This is a genomic window from Natronobiforma cellulositropha (assembly GCF_025629245.1).
Classification (GTDB): domain Archaea; phylum Halobacteriota; class Halobacteria; order Halobacteriales; family Natrialbaceae; genus Natronobiforma; species Natronobiforma cellulositropha.
Window position 1 is genome coordinate 17,604 of record NZ_JANZXN010000056.1, and the last position, 15,610, is coordinate 33,213.

10 protein-coding genes are annotated in these 15,610 nt (G+C 66.1%); 6 read left to right on the forward strand and 4 right to left on the reverse strand.

What is annotated here, in order from left to right:
- Positions 1-900: 900 nt before the first annotated feature.
- On the forward strand, positions 901-2,568 hold the full coding sequence (locus N0B15_RS16320) for a sulfatase family protein (protein WP_263020772.1): 1,668 nt from the start codon (positions 901-903) through the stop codon (positions 2,566-2,568).
- A gap of 55 nt (positions 2,569-2,623) precedes the next feature.
- Here the strand turns inward: N0B15_RS16320 and N0B15_RS16325 are convergent, their stop codons facing one another.
- The gene (locus N0B15_RS16325) at positions 2,624-2,974 is read right to left on the reverse strand and encodes a hypothetical protein (protein ID WP_263020773.1); all 351 of its coding nucleotides are present in this window, start codon (positions 2,972-2,974) and stop codon (positions 2,624-2,626) included.
- Between the two features lie 159 nt (positions 2,975-3,133).
- Here N0B15_RS16325 and N0B15_RS16330 point away from each other — a divergent pair, with 159 nt between their 5' ends.
- A complete protein-coding gene (locus tag N0B15_RS16330; protein ID WP_263020774.1) occupies positions 3,134-5,155 on the forward strand; it encodes an ABC transporter substrate-binding protein in 2,022 nt (673 codons plus the stop codon).
- A 365-nt stretch (positions 5,156-5,520) separates the two neighbouring features.
- Here the strand turns inward: N0B15_RS16330 and N0B15_RS16335 are convergent, their stop codons facing one another.
- Positions 5,521-7,806, reverse strand: coding sequence for a methyl-accepting chemotaxis protein (locus N0B15_RS16335; RefSeq protein ID WP_263020775.1), 2,286 nt, complete (start codon positions 7,804-7,806; stop codon positions 5,521-5,523).
- 865 nt (positions 7,807-8,671) lie between these two features.
- Positions 8,672-9,535: a fumarylacetoacetate hydrolase family protein gene (locus N0B15_RS16340; RefSeq protein WP_263020776.1), complete on the reverse strand. Its 864-nt coding sequence runs from the start codon at positions 9,533-9,535 to the stop codon at positions 8,672-8,674.
- A 145-nt stretch (positions 9,536-9,680) separates the two neighbouring features.
- Here N0B15_RS16340 and N0B15_RS16345 point away from each other — a divergent pair, with 145 nt between their 5' ends.
- A complete protein-coding gene (locus N0B15_RS16345) occupies positions 9,681-10,646 on the forward strand; it encodes a sugar phosphate isomerase/epimerase family protein (protein WP_263020777.1) in 966 nt (321 codons plus the stop codon).
- A 4-nt stretch (positions 10,647-10,650) separates the two neighbouring features.
- Complete coding sequence (locus tag N0B15_RS16350) at positions 10,651-11,808, forward strand: Gfo/Idh/MocA family protein (RefSeq protein ID WP_263020778.1); 1,158 nt, start codon at positions 10,651-10,653, stop codon at positions 11,806-11,808.
- A gap of 565 nt (positions 11,809-12,373) precedes the next feature.
- Here N0B15_RS16350 and N0B15_RS16355 read toward each other — a convergent pair.
- Positions 12,374-13,123: a ThuA domain-containing protein gene (locus tag N0B15_RS16355; protein WP_263020779.1), complete on the reverse strand. Its 750-nt coding sequence runs from the start codon at positions 13,121-13,123 to the stop codon at positions 12,374-12,376.
- 169 nt (positions 13,124-13,292) lie between these two features.
- Here N0B15_RS16355 and N0B15_RS16360 point away from each other — a divergent pair, with 169 nt between their 5' ends.
- Positions 13,293-14,405: a Gfo/Idh/MocA family protein gene (locus N0B15_RS16360; RefSeq protein ID WP_263020780.1), complete on the forward strand. Its 1,113-nt coding sequence runs from the start codon at positions 13,293-13,295 to the stop codon at positions 14,403-14,405.
- A 42-nt stretch (positions 14,406-14,447) separates the two neighbouring features.
- Positions 14,448-15,374 (forward strand): dihydrodipicolinate synthase family protein, encoded by a 927-nt coding sequence (locus N0B15_RS16365; RefSeq protein ID WP_263020781.1) that lies wholly within the window; start codon positions 14,448-14,450, stop codon positions 15,372-15,374.
- Positions 15,375-15,610: the final 236 nt, after the last annotated feature.

The window sequence follows — 15,610 nt, forward strand, 5'->3', positions numbered from 1 at the left end:
TGTGCCTCGAGTCAAAACTGCGCTCTCGAGCGACATCGTACGTACGAGCCGCTGACGGGCCGAAGAGCGTGTGGCTGTGCGAACGGTGCGGTCACCGAGCACCCAGATTTTGTATCGCACAATATAGTTTATCGGCCCCGGCCAGTGAGAGACGGGAGACGGCCAGAAACCGGCCGCTGCGGCCGACACGCGTACGTAGAGGGGCAGCAGGGGGTGGGTGGGACCGTCTCAGCGGCTGGTGTGTGAACCAGTGGCGAATCCGAGAGCGCTCGAGCAGCCAGCCCACCCACTGAGGTCGTGGCTCGAGCCACTCGAAGCGACAGCTCGAGCGTCACGTCCGGCGTCGGCGTCTCACAGTGGGCAGTGTGGGACGCAGAAAGAGAGCGCGAATCAGTGGAGTTCGTCGCACTGCCCCGAATTCAGCCGCGTCGGCGACTCGAGCACAGCGAGCCGGTGAACAGCGAGCGACGGGGGCACAAAATCAGTGTTCCGTCCTCCACCGCCACACTGTGACCTGTGTGGCCAGTGGCCACCACTGCGAGACGTCCGAACACGGGGACGAGCCACCCGGTTGGTACACCGAGATGGTGTTGATCGAACCCGTCCAGGCGAGAGACGTGGACCGACGGAGACCGCCAACCACGATCTACCCTCGTCCGTGCGCGAGTGGGTCGGGACGGCCGGGAGACGCTCACAGATCGGTGAGTAGCCTCGCGCTCGAGCAGCGCTGGCCGAGAACCGGCGTGAGACACTCGAGTGCAGCGTTCTGAGGGAGTTTGCGGGAGATGTGAGCAGCACGCCCGTAGTCACCCCATAAACTTCATGATGCGATACAAAATGAGGAGGCGAGAGCCAGGTGTCGGGGCCAAAGCCTAAGCGGCTGTGTGGTGGCCGTGGCGTATGAGCGAGCGCGAGCGGCCGAACGTGGTCTGGATCGCGATGGAGGACACCTCGCCGCGGCTGGGCTGTTACGGCGACGAGGTGGCGCGAACCCCCGAGATCGACCGTCTCGCTGCGTCGGGGCGACGCTTTCCGAACGCGTTCGTCACCGCCCCCGTCTGTGCGCCGAGCCGGTCGGCCATCGTCACCGGCTGTCACCAGAACGCCATCGGGACCCACCACATGCGGACGACCCACACGAACGAGGACGCGCCAGGGCTGGCGACGCCGTACGAGACCGTCCCGCCACACTACGTCCGGGGCATCACGGAGTACTTCCGGCAGGCGGGCTACTACTGTACGCTCGACCTGAAGACCGACTATCAGTTCGGCGAGCCGTTCACCATGTGGGACCACCACGGCGAGGGTGCGGGCTGGTGGGACGACGCCCGCGAGGACGGCCAGCCCTTCTTCGCGATGGTCACCAACTTCGTCACCCACGAGAGCGGGATGTGGGAGCCAGCCCAGCGAGGGCCGGAGACCGGCGGCACGGCGGGCGACGGTGGGGACGAAACGCTCGAGACCGATCCCGATACCGTCGACGTGCCCCCGTATCTCGCCGACACCGAGGCGACGCGGCGAGCGATCGCTCGCCAGTACGACAACGTCGCGGCCTCGGACGCCTGGGTCGGTGACCTCCTCGAGCGGCTCGAGCGCGACGGACTCGCCGAGAACACTATCGTCGTCCTCTGGAGCGACCACGGTGAGGGGCTGCCCCGGGCGAAGCGGTGGGTGTATCAGGGCGGCGTGAACGTCCCGCTGATCGTACGCTGGCCGGGCGTCGTCGACGGCGGGAGCGTCGACGAGCGGGTGGTGAGTCTGGTCGACCTGGGACCGACGATGCTCGCGGCGTGTGGACTCGAGCGGCCGCGTCACCTGGATGGGCGGCCGTTTCTCGCGGAGGCGAGCGCCGAGGCGGAGCGACCACGGGAGTACGCGTTCGTGACGCGGGATCGCTACGACGAGTCCTACGACGTGGTGCGGTCGGTCCGCGACGAGCGCTTCACCTACGTCCGCCACGCCGAGCCGGGACGCCCGTACCGGCTGTGGATTCCGTTCCGGAACCGCCACCCCGCGATGGCCGACCTGCTCCGACTGGATGCGGAGGACGCGCTGACCGGCGCACAGACCTGGGTCGGCGACAGACGGCCCGCCGAGGAACTCTACGACCGGGCGAACGATCCCCACGAGACGGAGAATCTGGCGGACGATCCGTCGTACGCGGCCGATCTCGAGCGCCTGCGCGGGGTGCTCGACGACTGGCTCGAGCGCGTCGACGACGCCGGCGCGCGCTCGGAGGCCCGACAGGTCTTCGAGGGGTGGCAGGGGGACGAACAGCCGCAGACGGCGCAACCGGCGTTCGTCCCGAACGCGCCGGGAGAGCGCGAGGAGCGAACGATGAACGACGGAGGGACGCTCGCCGAGCCCGCGACGCTTTCGGTCCACTGTTCGACGCAGGGCGCGTCGGTTGGCTACACGCTCGAGGACGGCGACGACCCGCACTGGCGGCTCTACACGGGACCGATACCCCTCGAGACCGGGGAGACGACGGTTCGGACGAAGGCGATCCGGTACGGCTACGGGGAGAGCGAGGAGCGGGCGGCGACGTTCGTCGTCGAGGAGAGCTGAGAGCGAGGCGGAGGCGTGAGGCGAGGTCGCTGGTGGCGAGACGACAGTGGGAGTCTCAGAGGCTGCCCTTCGAGTCCCAGATCGACGTCATCAGATCGGCGAACACCGAGGCGCGCAGCGGATAGCCCGCCTCGTCGGTCGCGTCGCCGTCGACGGAGACGAGGTTCTCGACGAACTCCTGGTCGTAGTCCATCCGCTCGAGCGTCTCGCGGACGTCGAACGTCAGCGTACCGTCCTCGTCGGTGTCGAGCCAGCTCATCTGTCGCTGGCGCTCGTCGTACTGAATCGCGTACGTCTCGCCGCCGACGAGGTCGACGATGTCGTCCATCGGACCGATCTCGATCCAGCCGTCGTCGGTCTCGAGGTGGAGGCGGTCGTTGCGAACGTCCGTGGCGTAGCGGTTCATACCTCGAGTTGTGCGCAGGTCCCCCTTAACGTCGTCGTCACCGAATTGCGAGGAGTGAGGTGGGCACAGAAAGCGCAGACGCAGCGGGTGAGACGGTGAGAAACGCGCGTGTCAGTATATTTCGAGAAGGTTTATGTACTGTCAATGGAACATACAGGTATGCGGAAAGGTGATAGTACTCGACACCGGGGAGGACGTCTCTCGCGACGGCAGTACGCACAGCTGTTCACCGGGGCGAGTATCACGGCACTGGCCGGATGTCTCGACGAACTCGGAGACATCACTGCCAGCGGGGATGGAAACGGGGATGGGGGCGAGAACGGCGACGACGGCGGTGAGCGCCAGACGCGACTGCGCTTGCACATCAACAACGATCCGTTCGATTCGAACGTCAACCCGTGGAGTCCGGACGAACGCAACACGGGGATGCTGTGGTTCACCGAGCTGACGGCACCGATGAACCTCCTCGGCGCGGAGGCCAAACTCGACGGCCACACCTGGGAGGCGACGTGGACGGACGCCCACGACGAGGTGTCGGTCCCGACGCTGTACACCGGCTACGACGTCGATCCTCCGTACGACATTTATAGATACTTCAACGAGGAGCCACTGACCTACTGGGACGGGACGCCGATCGACGCCGAGGCGAAGTACAAAGAGGACCTCCTCTACCACTACGTCGACAGCGGCGAGGCCAACGAATCGACCTTCACGAACCAGACGGACGGGGAGTTTACCTACCACTCGTGGTCCGACACCGGACGGAACGAGTTCGTCCTCGCGAGCGAGGCCGCCACGACCCACGACACGCCGGTTCACCCCGACTTCACCCAGCCCTACATCGAGGAGTTCGAAGACGCCGGCTCGGAGGCGGCATACGAAGACGTCGCCAGCCGACTCGCCGAAGACCGGATCTCGTTCGCCGACCTGGCCGAGAACGGATGGGGTTCCGGGCTGTACGAACTCGATCCCGACCAGATCACCGACGACCGGATGGTCGCGCACAGACGTGACGACCACCCGAACGACCACGCCGTCGTCGAAGAACTCGAGTTCCGCCTCTCGGACACCGACCGCTTCGCGACGCTGGCCAACGACGGACGGATCGACCTCGGGGCAGGAATCGTCCACGAGCGAGGCGGGAACATCAACCGCGGGACCTTACCAGACCACGTCCAGCAGGTCGATCAGTACCTCCAGGAGGGCGGCGATCAGTTCCTGTTCAACTGGAACAACGACCACCTCGCGAACCTCTGGGTGCGCCGAGCGATCGTCGCCGCCGTCGACTGGTACGACGTGGGTACCAACGGCTGGGGAGCCGAGGGGTCGGTCGCGAACGAGTACCACATCGGGATGACCGCCCCGCTCGCAGAGACACACTTCTCCCAGTCGTTCCTCGACAGCCTCTACACCTACCCGATGGAAGCCGACCGCGAACAAGCCGCCGCGTGGCTCGAGCGGGCGGGCTACACCGGGAGCATCGACGAGGGGTGGGTGAGTCCCGAGGGCGACGAACTCGTCCTCACGCTCGACTCGAACATCGACCAGCGCGAGTGGATCAACGCCCTGTTGACGATCCAGGCACACCTCAGACAGGTCGGCATCGAGGTCGACTACCTGCCGTTTAGCTGGGACGACTGGCAGCCACGCTACGCCGCCGAGGTCAACGAGTACGAACTCGGTCTCTTCTGGACGCCCGATCCGACGCCGTGGGACTTCTACGACTGCAACGGCCAGTGGTGGACCCAGCCGATCGCCGGCGGCGACCCAGAGAGCGGCTGGCCCGGCGACGTCGACCCCGACGACTACAGCGACCGCGACAACCACGGCCGACCATTCGAACAGGAGATACCCACCGAAACCGGCTCGATCGAGGCACCCGACGAGGCCGGCCGACAGCCCAGCCTCGACGACGGCGAACTGATCAGCATCCCACAGCTGACGAACACGCTCCGCGCCGCGGAGACGACCGAGGCGGAGTTCGACGAGGCGCTCGAGACGCTCGCGCGGTACGCCAACTTCTACCTGCCGCTGTTTACGTTCCACTCCTACACCTACGGCTACTGGGGCAACGTCCGCGACTTCACCTTCCCCGACGAGGGCCACCCGGCCAACCTGGTCTGGAAGGAGTTCGGCAACGACGAGTACCTCACGCTCGCCGGTCTCATCCAGTTCGACTGACGCCGCTCGGTTTTCGATCGCTCGTACGGGTCCAGCCGCTCACGCCGACGACGAGCACAGCGTCCGAGCGGGAGACGCTCCACCGACAGCGAACGGTGTGGTCGAAGCCGTCGAGACGGACGCTCGAGCACGGGGCGGGTCGGTGCGGTGTGCGCTCGCGGGCCGAACGGGCGTCGCGAGCGGTGGACAGACTGTGAGCAGTGTCCAGGCGGACGGTATGCTGGCGCTTTCGTGGCGTACCGACGGGACCACAGCGTACTGGCGTATCCGTGACCGTCAGCGGCCGAACTCGAGAGAACCGGCGTGTGGTGTGGGTGACGAACAGCCTGTCGCACGCGGAGAAGAACTGGGCCGACGGCGGTGAGTTAGAGGACCTCGAGTTCGTCCTGGTCGTCCGGGCCGGTCGTGACGTCGGTGTCGAAGCGGTCGAGGGCGTCGCTGAGTTCGGTCGCCCGGCGCGAGAGGCTCTCGATGCTGCGCGAGGTTTCGATGAGACCGGCGGTCTGTTCTTCGGCCGCGGAGGCGACGGTCTCGGCCTCGGCGGTCGTCTCCTGGCTGATCGCGGTCACCTCCTCGACCTGGCTGACGATTTCCTCGGTGGTGTTCGCCTGCGCTTCGGTCACGCTGGTGATCTCCTGGACGCCGGTGTTGGTCTCCTCGGCGTAGGACGCGATCTGCTCGAGACCGGCGACGGTCTTCTGGACGCGCCGGTTCGCCTCGTCGATGAGCGAACTCGTCTGCTCGACCTCGCTGGCCGAGCGGCGGGTCTGTTCGCGGATCGCCTCGAGTCGGGTCTCGATCTCGTCGGCGGTGCGTTTGGCGTCCTGTGAGAGCTCTTTGATCTCGTGGGCGACGACGCCGAAGCCATCGTTGTCATCACCGCCGGTCGAGCGCGAGGCCTCGATGTTGGCGTTGAGCGCGAGCATGTTCGTCTCCTTGGCGATGTCGGCGATGGAGGCGATCAGTTCGTCGATCTGGGCGACTTCCTCCTCTTCGAGTCGGCGGATCTCCTCGACGGCGTGGGTCGATCCGGCTTCGATCTCGTCCATCGCGTCGATCGCCTCCTGGGCGGCCTCGCGCCCTTCCTGGCCGGTCTCGGCCGTGCGTTCGGCGAGCGTCGCGACCTGGGTCGAGAGCGAGGTGATCTCCTCTGTGGTCGCCGAGAGGCTGTTCATCTCGTCGGCCGTCGAGAGCAGTTTCAGATTCTGACGCTCGGAGCCGGCGGAGATCTCCTGGATCGAGTCGGTCACCTGCTGGCTCGCAGCGCGGACCTCCTCGGTGCTCGCGGTCACCTGCTCGCTCGCGACCGCCGTCTGGTTGGCGAAGCCCTTGACGTGGTGTAGCGCGATCTCGAGGTCGGCGACCATGCTGTTTAAGTCGCGAGCGATCTCGGTCATCGCGACGTTCTCGCTCGTGGGGTCGAGCCGTCTGGTGAGGTCGCCGTCGGCCCACTCGTCGATGACGCCGTTGTACTCGTCGGCTTTCGCCTCGAGGTGACGGTTCATCCGTTCGGCCTCGTCTCGAGCGGCTTCGGCGTCGGCCTGGGCCTCCTGTACCTCGGTGATGCGCTGTCGGAGCGAGATGCGCATGGTGTCGAAGCCGCCGTAGAGTTGGCCGATCTCGTCGGTACGGGAGGTCCGGAGGTCGACGTCTAAGTCACCCTCTTCCATCTGCTTGACGCGAGAGCGGAGCGTCGTCAGCGGCGTGACGGTGTGTCTGCCGAGGACGACCGCCATGCCGAGCAGCGAGATCAGGCTGACACCGACGATCACCAGCAGGCTCTGGGCGACCGTATCGGAGACGGCGTCGGCGTTGGCGATCGGGACGGTCGAGACGGCGGTCCAGCCGGTGCCGTCGACCGGAGCCATCGCGTAGACGAAGTTGTCGCCGCGGGTGATGTGCGCCTCGGTGAGCGCCGACACGTCGGTCTCGCCGAATGCGATCTCGTGGCGCTCCTCGTCGGCCTCTTCAGCCCCGCTCAGTACGGGGTCTCCGTCTTCGTTGATGATCGTCGTCGACTGCTCGAGCAACGGCTGGTGGAGCGTGTCGACGTGGCTCTCGATACCGGCGACGACGACGACGTAGCGGTCGTCCCAGGCGAGAACGGGCGAGGTGAACGTGACGACGTCGTCCTCTAAGAGCGAGTCGTGGAACGCCCGGTCGCTGACCAGCACGTCGTCGTGTGAGTCGATGCCGTCGAGTGCGTCGGCGTCGGCCCACGGGTCGTCGATGTCGGCGAGCGACTCGCCGATCGCCGACGATGACGAACTCGCGACGATGGCGTTCTCCGACGTATCGACGTAGTGTACCCCCCGAACGTTGAACGTCCCCCAGTGGCGGTCGATGTACATCTGGATCTCCCGGACGTCACCGGACATCACCTGCTCGGTATCCGAGATCATCACCGACTGCTGTCGTTTCTCGTCGACCCAGGTGCTGATCGAGTCAGCCTGCATCGTGACCGTCGACGTCAGGTGGTCGTCGGTACTCTCCTCGACCGACTCCGTCGCTTCGGTGTAGCCGACGAAGCCGACGGAGGCGATGATGAGGACCACGACGAGCACGATCGCGACGAACTTTGCCAGATATCGATCGCGGATGAACCGCGGTACGACCCGTCCAAACCCGTTCCCAATGTTATCGGTTGCCATAGTACATCTCCCAATATCCGTAGCGTAGCGTAATGTATCAGCTCACACACTTAAGTGTTGAGGATAGAACGTCGTACGCGAGCGTACAGACGGCAGAGTAGTCACGCGTCCATCACGACCGGCCTGTCGCTTTCGAACACCACTCGTTCACCCGAGAAGTCCGACGACGATGTGCTCCCGTACAGCCCACGGGACGAGCCGAGCGTAACGAGAGCCGCCGCTGTGACCGTGGTCGAGAGAGTACACGGTCCTCCGTGCAGAAAACGGTCGGTTCCGACGACTCACCGAGTTCGTTACGTGCTGGCATACCTATCAGTGAACGTGCGGTACACCGAGTGGCTCGAGGTGTGTGCGAAGAACCGCGTTCTGTCGTGTACGGCAGACGCCTGCCTCGGCGTTGGTAGCCGATGCTTACATTCATACGCGTGTAATGGTTGGAAAAACAGACACACGGCCGTCGGTACGGACGGAAAACACGGGCGCTCGGTGAGCGAGCGGGGCGTTCTATCGAGACACAGAGCGAGTCGCGGACGCGGCAACCGGTCTCCCCTCGGAGAAGGAGTGAACGTCCCGCTTCGGAACGTCGTTCCTCATGAGGGAACACTCCATCATTTCTGGAAGAGAGCCATACCGACCGAGCACCGGGCGGTCAGTGCCGCCTCACCCTCCAGGAGACGTTGTACACGCGCCAGGCGGGCGAGTCGAGGCGTTCCGGCCGAATAACCGACGGGTCAGGATCGAAGCGGCGCGTTCCAGACCGGTGAATACGGATTTGTTCAGTAGAACACAGTTCTGAATAATAGGACGTTCGAGCGCAGGTGGTAGCCGGGTGGAAACCGCCCGCGGAGAAACGCTCAGAGCGCAGTCAGACGACGGTGACGACGTTCGTGAGGGTACCGATCTCCTCGATACCGATCTCGACGACGTCGCCCTCTGCGAGCGTGAAGCCTTCCTCGGGGACGAGCGCGGTGCCGGTGAGCAACACCGAGACCTCGGGGACGGCGTTGTGTCGCACGTAGGTCTCGACGAGTTCGTCGACGGTGCGGGCCATCTCCCCGGTGTTCGTCGACTCCTCGTACTGTACGTCGCCGTCTCTGGTGATCGTCATCCACATCTCGAGGTCGTGTGGGTCGGCGAGCGAGTCCGCAGAGCGGACACACGGGCCGAGCGCACAGCAGCGGTCGTAGACCTTCGCCTGCGGGAGGTAGAGCGGGTTCTCGCCCTCGATCGAACGGCTGCTCATGTCGTTGCCGATGGTGTAGCCGACGATCTCCGTCCCCGAGAGGACGACGCCGAGTTCGGGTTCGGGAACGTCCCACTCCGAATCGGCGCGGATGCCGACCAGGTCGTCGGGACCGACGGTCCGCTCGGGCGTGGCCTTGAAGAACACTTCGGGGCGGTCGCTGTCGTAGACGTCGAGGTACATCTCGGGCATCGAACTCTCGGCTTCGCGGGCCTCTTCGCTGATCCGGTAGGTGACCCCCGCGGCCCACACTTCGGCGTCGTCGACCGGCACGCGCGTGGCCGTCTCGTCGACGGCGACCGCCGTGGCGTCGGCGAGCAAGCCAGCGCTGAGGTCGTCGACCGAGCGGTCGGCGATGGAAGCGACGTAGAGGAGGTCCGAGAAGGTCCGAAGCGTCGGCTTGGCGGCCGTCAGGTCGTACGTTCCGTCGGCCGTCTCGACGATCAGTCGACGCCGCTCCCCGCCCCCGTGCTGATAATATCGCATACGCCTACCGTTTCACGCCAGCGACGATATATGTTAGGTAGCCGGATCACCGGCGATGGCCGTCGGCGCACTCCCGCGAGAGCGTCCACCCCGGTCGATCACCGGCACCGCAAGAGTTTTCATCGATTTCGTGCCAGGTATGCACATGGATATAGGTGTCCTGACCGTCGCGCTCGCAGGCGAATCGCAAGAGGACGCGTTCGCGTACCTCGAAGAACAGGGTGTCGGTGCGGTCGAACTCGGCTGCGGCGGGTTCGTCGGCGACGACCACCTCCCGCCGGAGACGTACCTCGACGACGAGGACGCCCAGGCCGAGTTGCTCGAGCTACTCGACGACCACGGTCTCTACATCTCGGGGCTGTCGACGCACAACAACCCGCTGCATCCCGACGAGGAGACCGCGAGCGAGGCCGACGCGGAACTCCGCGACGCGATTCGGCTGGCTTCCCAGCTCGACGTCCCCGTCGTCAACGGCTTCTCCGGCCTGCCCGCGGGCGGTCCCGACGACTCGGTGCCGAACTGGATCACCGCGCCGTGGCCGCCCGAACACTCGGAGGCACTCGATTACCAGTGGGAGGTCGCCGTCGAGTACTGGGCCGACCTCGCGGCGTTCGCCGACGACCACGGCGTCGACGTCGGACTCGAGATGCACCCGAACATGCTCATCTACGAGCCACGGGGCCTGCTCAGGCTGCGCGAAGAGACCAACGAGCGCATCGGCGCGAACTACGACCCCTCCCACCTCATCTGGCAGGGGATCGATATCACCGACTCGATCCGGCTGCTCGGCGAGACCGACGCCATCCACCACTTCCACGCGAAAGACACCAGGGTGTACGACGCGAACGCGCGGGAGAAGGGAATCCTCGACACCGCCCCCTACACCGACGAGACCGACCGCTCGTGGCTGTTCCGCTCGATCGGCTACGGCCACGGCGAGGAGTTCTGGAAGGACGTCGTCTCGACGCTGCGGATGGTCGGCTTCGACGGCGCACTCAGCATCGAACACGAGGACTCGCTCACCTCGGCGACCGAGGGCTTAGAGAAGGCCATCGACGTCCTCGAGCGTGCCGTCTTCGAAACCACCCCCGGCGACGCCTACTGGGCCTGATACCATGAGTGACGAACCACTCTCCGTCGGGATGCTCGGCTACCGCTTCATGGGCAAAGCCCACTCGAACGCCCTCCAGCGGCTGCCGATGTTCTTCCCGGAAGCCCCCGACGTCGAACTCGACGTGCTGATCGGCCGTGACGAGGAGGCAGTCGCCGAGGCCGCAGCCCGCTTCGGCTTCAGCCGCACCAGCACCGACTGGGAGGACGTCGTCGACGAGGTCGACGTCTTCTACAACCTCGGGCCGAACAACGTCCACGCAGACCCCTCCATCGCCGCCCTCGAGAACGGTGCCTCCGTCTTCTGTGAGAAGCCACTGGCGCACACGCTCGAGGACGCAGAACGGATGCGCGACGCCGCCCGCGACGCCGAGGGGACGGCTGGTATCGCGTTCAACTACCGGTTCATCCCGGCCGTCCAGTACGCCAGATCGCTGATCGAGTCGGGCGAACTCGGCGAGATCCACCACGTTCGGGGCGTCTACCTCCAGGACTGGCTGGCGGACCCGAGCGCGCCGTGGTCCTGGCGCAACTCGAAGGAGGTCGCCGGCTCCGGGGCGCTCGGCGACCTCGGCGCACACACGCTCGACCTCAGTCGGTTCCTCGTCGGCGAACAGGTCGGCGACTTCACCCGGCTATCGGGCCACCTCCAGACGTTCGTCGACGAGCGGCCCGTCCCCGGCGGCGACGGCGGCACACTCTCCGGAAGCGGCGAGGAGAGCACCGAGACCCGCGAGGTGACCGTCGACGACGCCTACACCGCCCAGGCGGAGTTCGAGAGCGGTGCGATCGCCACCTTCGAAGCCTCCCGGTTCGCGACCGGCCGGAAGAACGGCCACAGCATCGAGATCAACGGCTCGGAGGGCAGCCTGCGCTTCTCGATCGAACGCCTCAACGAACTCGAGTACCTCGGTCCCGACGACCGTGGCTTCCAGACGATTCTCGTCACCGACGAGGACGATCCGTACGTCGACCGCTGGTGGCCCGCCGGCCACATCATCGGCTGGGAACACACCTTCGTCCACGAGAACTACGAGTTCCTCCGCGCGGTCGCCGCGGGCGAGGAACACACCCCCTCGTTCGAGGAGGGCTACCGCGTCCAGGAGTTACTCGAGGCGATCGAACGCGCCGACGAGAGCGGCGAGTGGGTCGACGTCCCCTGAGAACGGGCGCGACGCGCGATTTTTTCGGCCAGGACAGCCGGTGAGCGACGCTCGAAGCGGAGCGTCCGAGCAGCAATGGGGGCCCAGGTTAGTGCGACACGGCGGGTGTGTAGAGGGTCATGGTTGATAGTCACGAGACGGTCGTCCGTGTCGCTGGCTGACGAGTACCTGTAAGCCCATTCGGATGCTCAGTAGCAACGTAATTTAATCTATTGGTCCGTTCACAATCTGTGATGGAGAACGTTTCTCCCAATGTACCACAAATGCCCCGACCCAGAGTGGGGTGTATGTTGGTAGTAGAGAATCGAGTACAGTATCGAGCGAATTTTCGAGAGGGTACGTGGCGTGTGAGTATGGCACACAGAGTCCGGCGAACGGATCAGTATCGCTAGCCGCAATCCCATCTACACTCCGGCCAACGGCCGACCCGTACCCGTGGCTCGACGAACACGCTACGACCGCCCTGACCGATGCGTTCTACAGCAAAAATGTCCGTTCTGCATCGCTGGACGTGTTTTTGTTCTATCTTTTTCCGTGAAAATATCACCCGTTCGGCCGAGAAATGTCAGTGTACCGTCCGGTCGTCGCTCGTGTCGATCTCCTCGAGCGGGTCGTGGTTGCCCTGGACCGGTCTCGGCCGGTCGTCGTCGGGGGCGGCCCAGGCGACGGCGTTCGCGAGCACCCGCTGGATGGGCTCGTCGTGGTAGACGGGGTAGGTCTCGTGGCCCGGCCGGAAGTAAAACACCTTGCCGCTGCCGCGGCGGTAACAACAGCCCGAACGAAACACCTCGCCGCCTTCGAACCAGGAGGTGAAGACGAGCGTCTCGGGGGCGGGCACGTCGAAGCGCTCGCCGTACATCTCGGCCTCCTCGAGTTCGAGGTAGTCGTCGATGCCCGCCGCGATCGGATGGCCCGGTTCGACCACCCAGAGGCGCTCCCGTTCGGCCGCCTCGCGCCACTTCAGGTTGCAGGTGGTGCCCATCAGCCGTTTGAAGATCTTCGAGAAGTGCCCCGAGTGGAGGACGATCAGGCCCATTCCCTCGAGGACGCGCTCGTGGACGCGTTCGACGACCGCGTCATCCACCTCGTCGTGGGCGGTGTGTCCCCACCAGGAGAGGACGTCCGTTTCGGCGAGTACCTCCTCGCTCAGGCCGTGCTCGGGTTCCTCGAGCGTCGCCGTCCGGGTCTCGAAGCCGGCCGACTCGAGCGCGTCGGCGATCACCGCGTGGATGCCGTCGGGGTAGATCTCGGCGACGGTGTCGTTCTCCCGCTCGTGGACGAACTCGTTCCAGACCGTCACGCGTGGTGTCGACATACCCTAGCGACACCGCCGCACGAGAAGGGGGTTGGCCAACCGGCAAGATTGGGCGACCCGAGACCCCGCTCGAGCGGGGTGGCGGGCCGGGATAGCGCGCACGTCCCGAGTCGCCACCGCTGTGCGCCACCCCGGTACGTTTATGCGCGCGCCGGAAGACCCTCGCGACATGACCGACGCCGACACAGCGGGCGGGACCGCAGCCGAGACCAGCATCGCGATCATCGGCATCGGGGCCGTCGCCGAGGTCCACGCACTGGCGATCGACGACGTGGCGGGAGCGACGCTCGTCGCTGGCTCCTGTCGAACCGAGGAGACCGGCCGCGCGTTCGCCGAGCGCTTCGACTGCGCCTGGTACGACGACACCGCGACCATGCTGGCGGAGACCGCACCCGACGTCGTCACCGTCTGTACGCCGAGCGGTGCTCACCTCGAGGCGGTGACCGTCGCCGCCGAGTACGGCGCGGACGTCCTCTGTGAGAAACCCCTCGAGATCACGACCGAACGGATCGACCGGCTGGTCGAGGTGGCGACCGAGGCGGAGATTACCCTCGGCGGCATCTTCCAGCAGCGGTTCAACCCCGTCGTCAGGACCGTCAGAGAGGCGAGCGAAGCCGGGCGCTTCGGGTCGCTCGCGGTCGCGAACGCCACCGTTCCCTGGTGGCGCGACGACGCCTACTACGGGCCGGAGCGCTGGCAGGGGACGCAGGCGCTCGACGGCGGCGGCGCGCTGATGAACCAGTCGATCCACGGCATCGACGCGATCCAGTGGCTCGCCGCGGGAACGATGGACCTCGAACCCGGTGAGAATCCCGTCGCAGCGGTGAGCGCCTACACCGCCGTCCGCGGCCACGACGACGACCTCCTCGAGGTCGAGGACACCGCGGTCGCCGCCCTGCGGTTTCGAAACGGCGCGCTCGGCCAACTCCTCGGAACGACCGCGGCCTACCCCGGCAGCGAACGCCGCCTCGTACTCGGCGGGCGGGACGGCACCGCGACGGTCGAGGGCGACGAACTCGTCACCTGGCGCTTCCGCGAGGAAGACGCGGCCGACGAGCGCGTCCGCGAGCGCTTCGGCGAGACGGGCGCGGGCAGTGGCGGCGCCACAGACCCGATGGACATCGAGTACGCCAACCACGCGCGCACGCTCGAGGCGTTCCTCGAAGCCCGCCGGAGCGACGAGCCGTACCCGCTCGACGCGGCCGAAGCCAGGAAAGCCGTCGAGATCATCGAAGCCATCTACGAGTCGGCCGACCGCGGCGAACCCGTGACCATCGAGTGAGCCGGCGACACGCTTACGTGCGTGCTCGAGGAGCCTCCGCACATGGACCACACCGACGTTCGGGACGGACTCGAGGCGGTCGCTGTCGGCCTGCTGACGCCGTTCGACGACCACGCGGTCGACCACGCAGCGCTCGCGGAGAACGCCGGTGCACTCGCCTCGCGCGGCGTCGAGACGTTCCTCGCGTGTGCGAACATCAGCGAGTACCACTCGCTCACGCACGAGGAGCGCGTCGCCGTCACCGAGACCAGCGTCGACGCCCTTCCCGCAGCCGCCTGCGTCCTCGCGGGTGTCGGTGGGAGTACGTCGGCGGCCTGCGAGCTCGCGGCCGCGTTCGACTCGCTCGGCGTCGACGCCCTGATGGTGATGCCGCCGGATCACACCTACCGACACGAACGCGGCCTGCTCACCTACTACCGATCGATCGCCGAGGCGACGGCGACACCCATCGTTCCCTACGTGCGAGGCTACCACCCGTCGGTCGAGTTTCTCGCCGCGCTGACCGAACTCGAGGGCGTCGTCGGGGTCAAGTACGCCATCGCCGACCCGGTGACGCTCAGTCAGGCGGTCGCCGCTGGCGACGATGACGTCGTCTGGGTCGACGGTCTCGCAGAGCCGTACGCGCTGGCGTTCTACGCCCAGGGAGCCGCCTCGTTCACCGCGGGCGTCACCAACTTCGAACCCCGCCTCGGTCTCGCGCTGCTCGAGGCGCTCGAGGACGGCGACTTCGAACGCGCCCGCGCGCTGCAGAACCTGGCGATTCCCTACCAGCGCTTCCGGGCCGAAGCCGGCGAGGGGAACACCCTGGCGGACGCCAACAGCGTCCCCGCCGTGAAGTACGGTCTCGAACTCGCCGGTCTCCACGGCGGGCCGGTCAGACCCCCCATCGTCGACCTGAGCGACGCCGAGAAACGCCGCGCAGAGACGCTCTACGAGGAGCTACAGGAAGGACTCGACGAGCTGCTGTGAACGGCGGTGAGCGAACGTGTTACCGTGCGTTACACGCGTATGGTTGTAATATTCCAGACGACGCGTTCACCGGCCGTGTGCACACGAAACGGCGCGACACTCGAGCGAACGGCAGGCGGCCCGGCTAGATCTCGGTCACGTAGTGGTGTTCCTCCGAGAGCGCGCTCGCGTCCTCGGGCAACAACGCCACTACCAGACAGTCGACGTAGTCCTCGAAGTACTCCACGACCGCCGCG

Excerpts from the sequence above, each read along its gene's own strand:
- N0B15_RS16320 (WP_263020772.1), top strand. The coding sequence starts at position 901 with ATGAGCGAGCGCGAGCGGCCGAACGTGGTCTGGATCGCGATGGAGGAC.
- N0B15_RS16325 (WP_263020773.1), bottom strand. The coding sequence starts at position 2,974 with ATGAACCGCTACGCCACGGACGTTCGCAACGACCGCCTCCACCTCGAG.
- N0B15_RS16330 (WP_263020774.1), top strand. The coding sequence starts at position 3,134 with ATGCGGAAAGGTGATAGTACTCGACACCGGGGAGGACGTCTCTCGCGA.
- N0B15_RS16335 (WP_263020775.1), bottom strand. The coding sequence starts at position 7,806 with ATGGCAACCGATAACATTGGGAACGGGTTTGGACGGGTCGTACCGCGG.
- N0B15_RS16340 (WP_263020776.1), bottom strand. The coding sequence starts at position 9,535 with ATGCGATATTATCAGCACGGGGGCGGGGAGCGGCGTCGACTGATCGTC.
- N0B15_RS16345 (WP_263020777.1), top strand. The coding sequence starts at position 9,681 with ATGGATATAGGTGTCCTGACCGTCGCGCTCGCAGGCGAATCGCAAGAG.
- N0B15_RS16350 (WP_263020778.1), top strand. The coding sequence starts at position 10,651 with ATGAGTGACGAACCACTCTCCGTCGGGATGCTCGGCTACCGCTTCATG.
- N0B15_RS16355 (WP_263020779.1), bottom strand. The coding sequence starts at position 13,123 with ATGTCGACACCACGCGTGACGGTCTGGAACGAGTTCGTCCACGAGCGG.
- N0B15_RS16360 (WP_263020780.1), top strand. The coding sequence starts at position 13,293 with ATGACCGACGCCGACACAGCGGGCGGGACCGCAGCCGAGACCAGCATC.
- N0B15_RS16365 (WP_263020781.1), top strand. The coding sequence starts at position 14,448 with ATGGACCACACCGACGTTCGGGACGGACTCGAGGCGGTCGCTGTCGGC.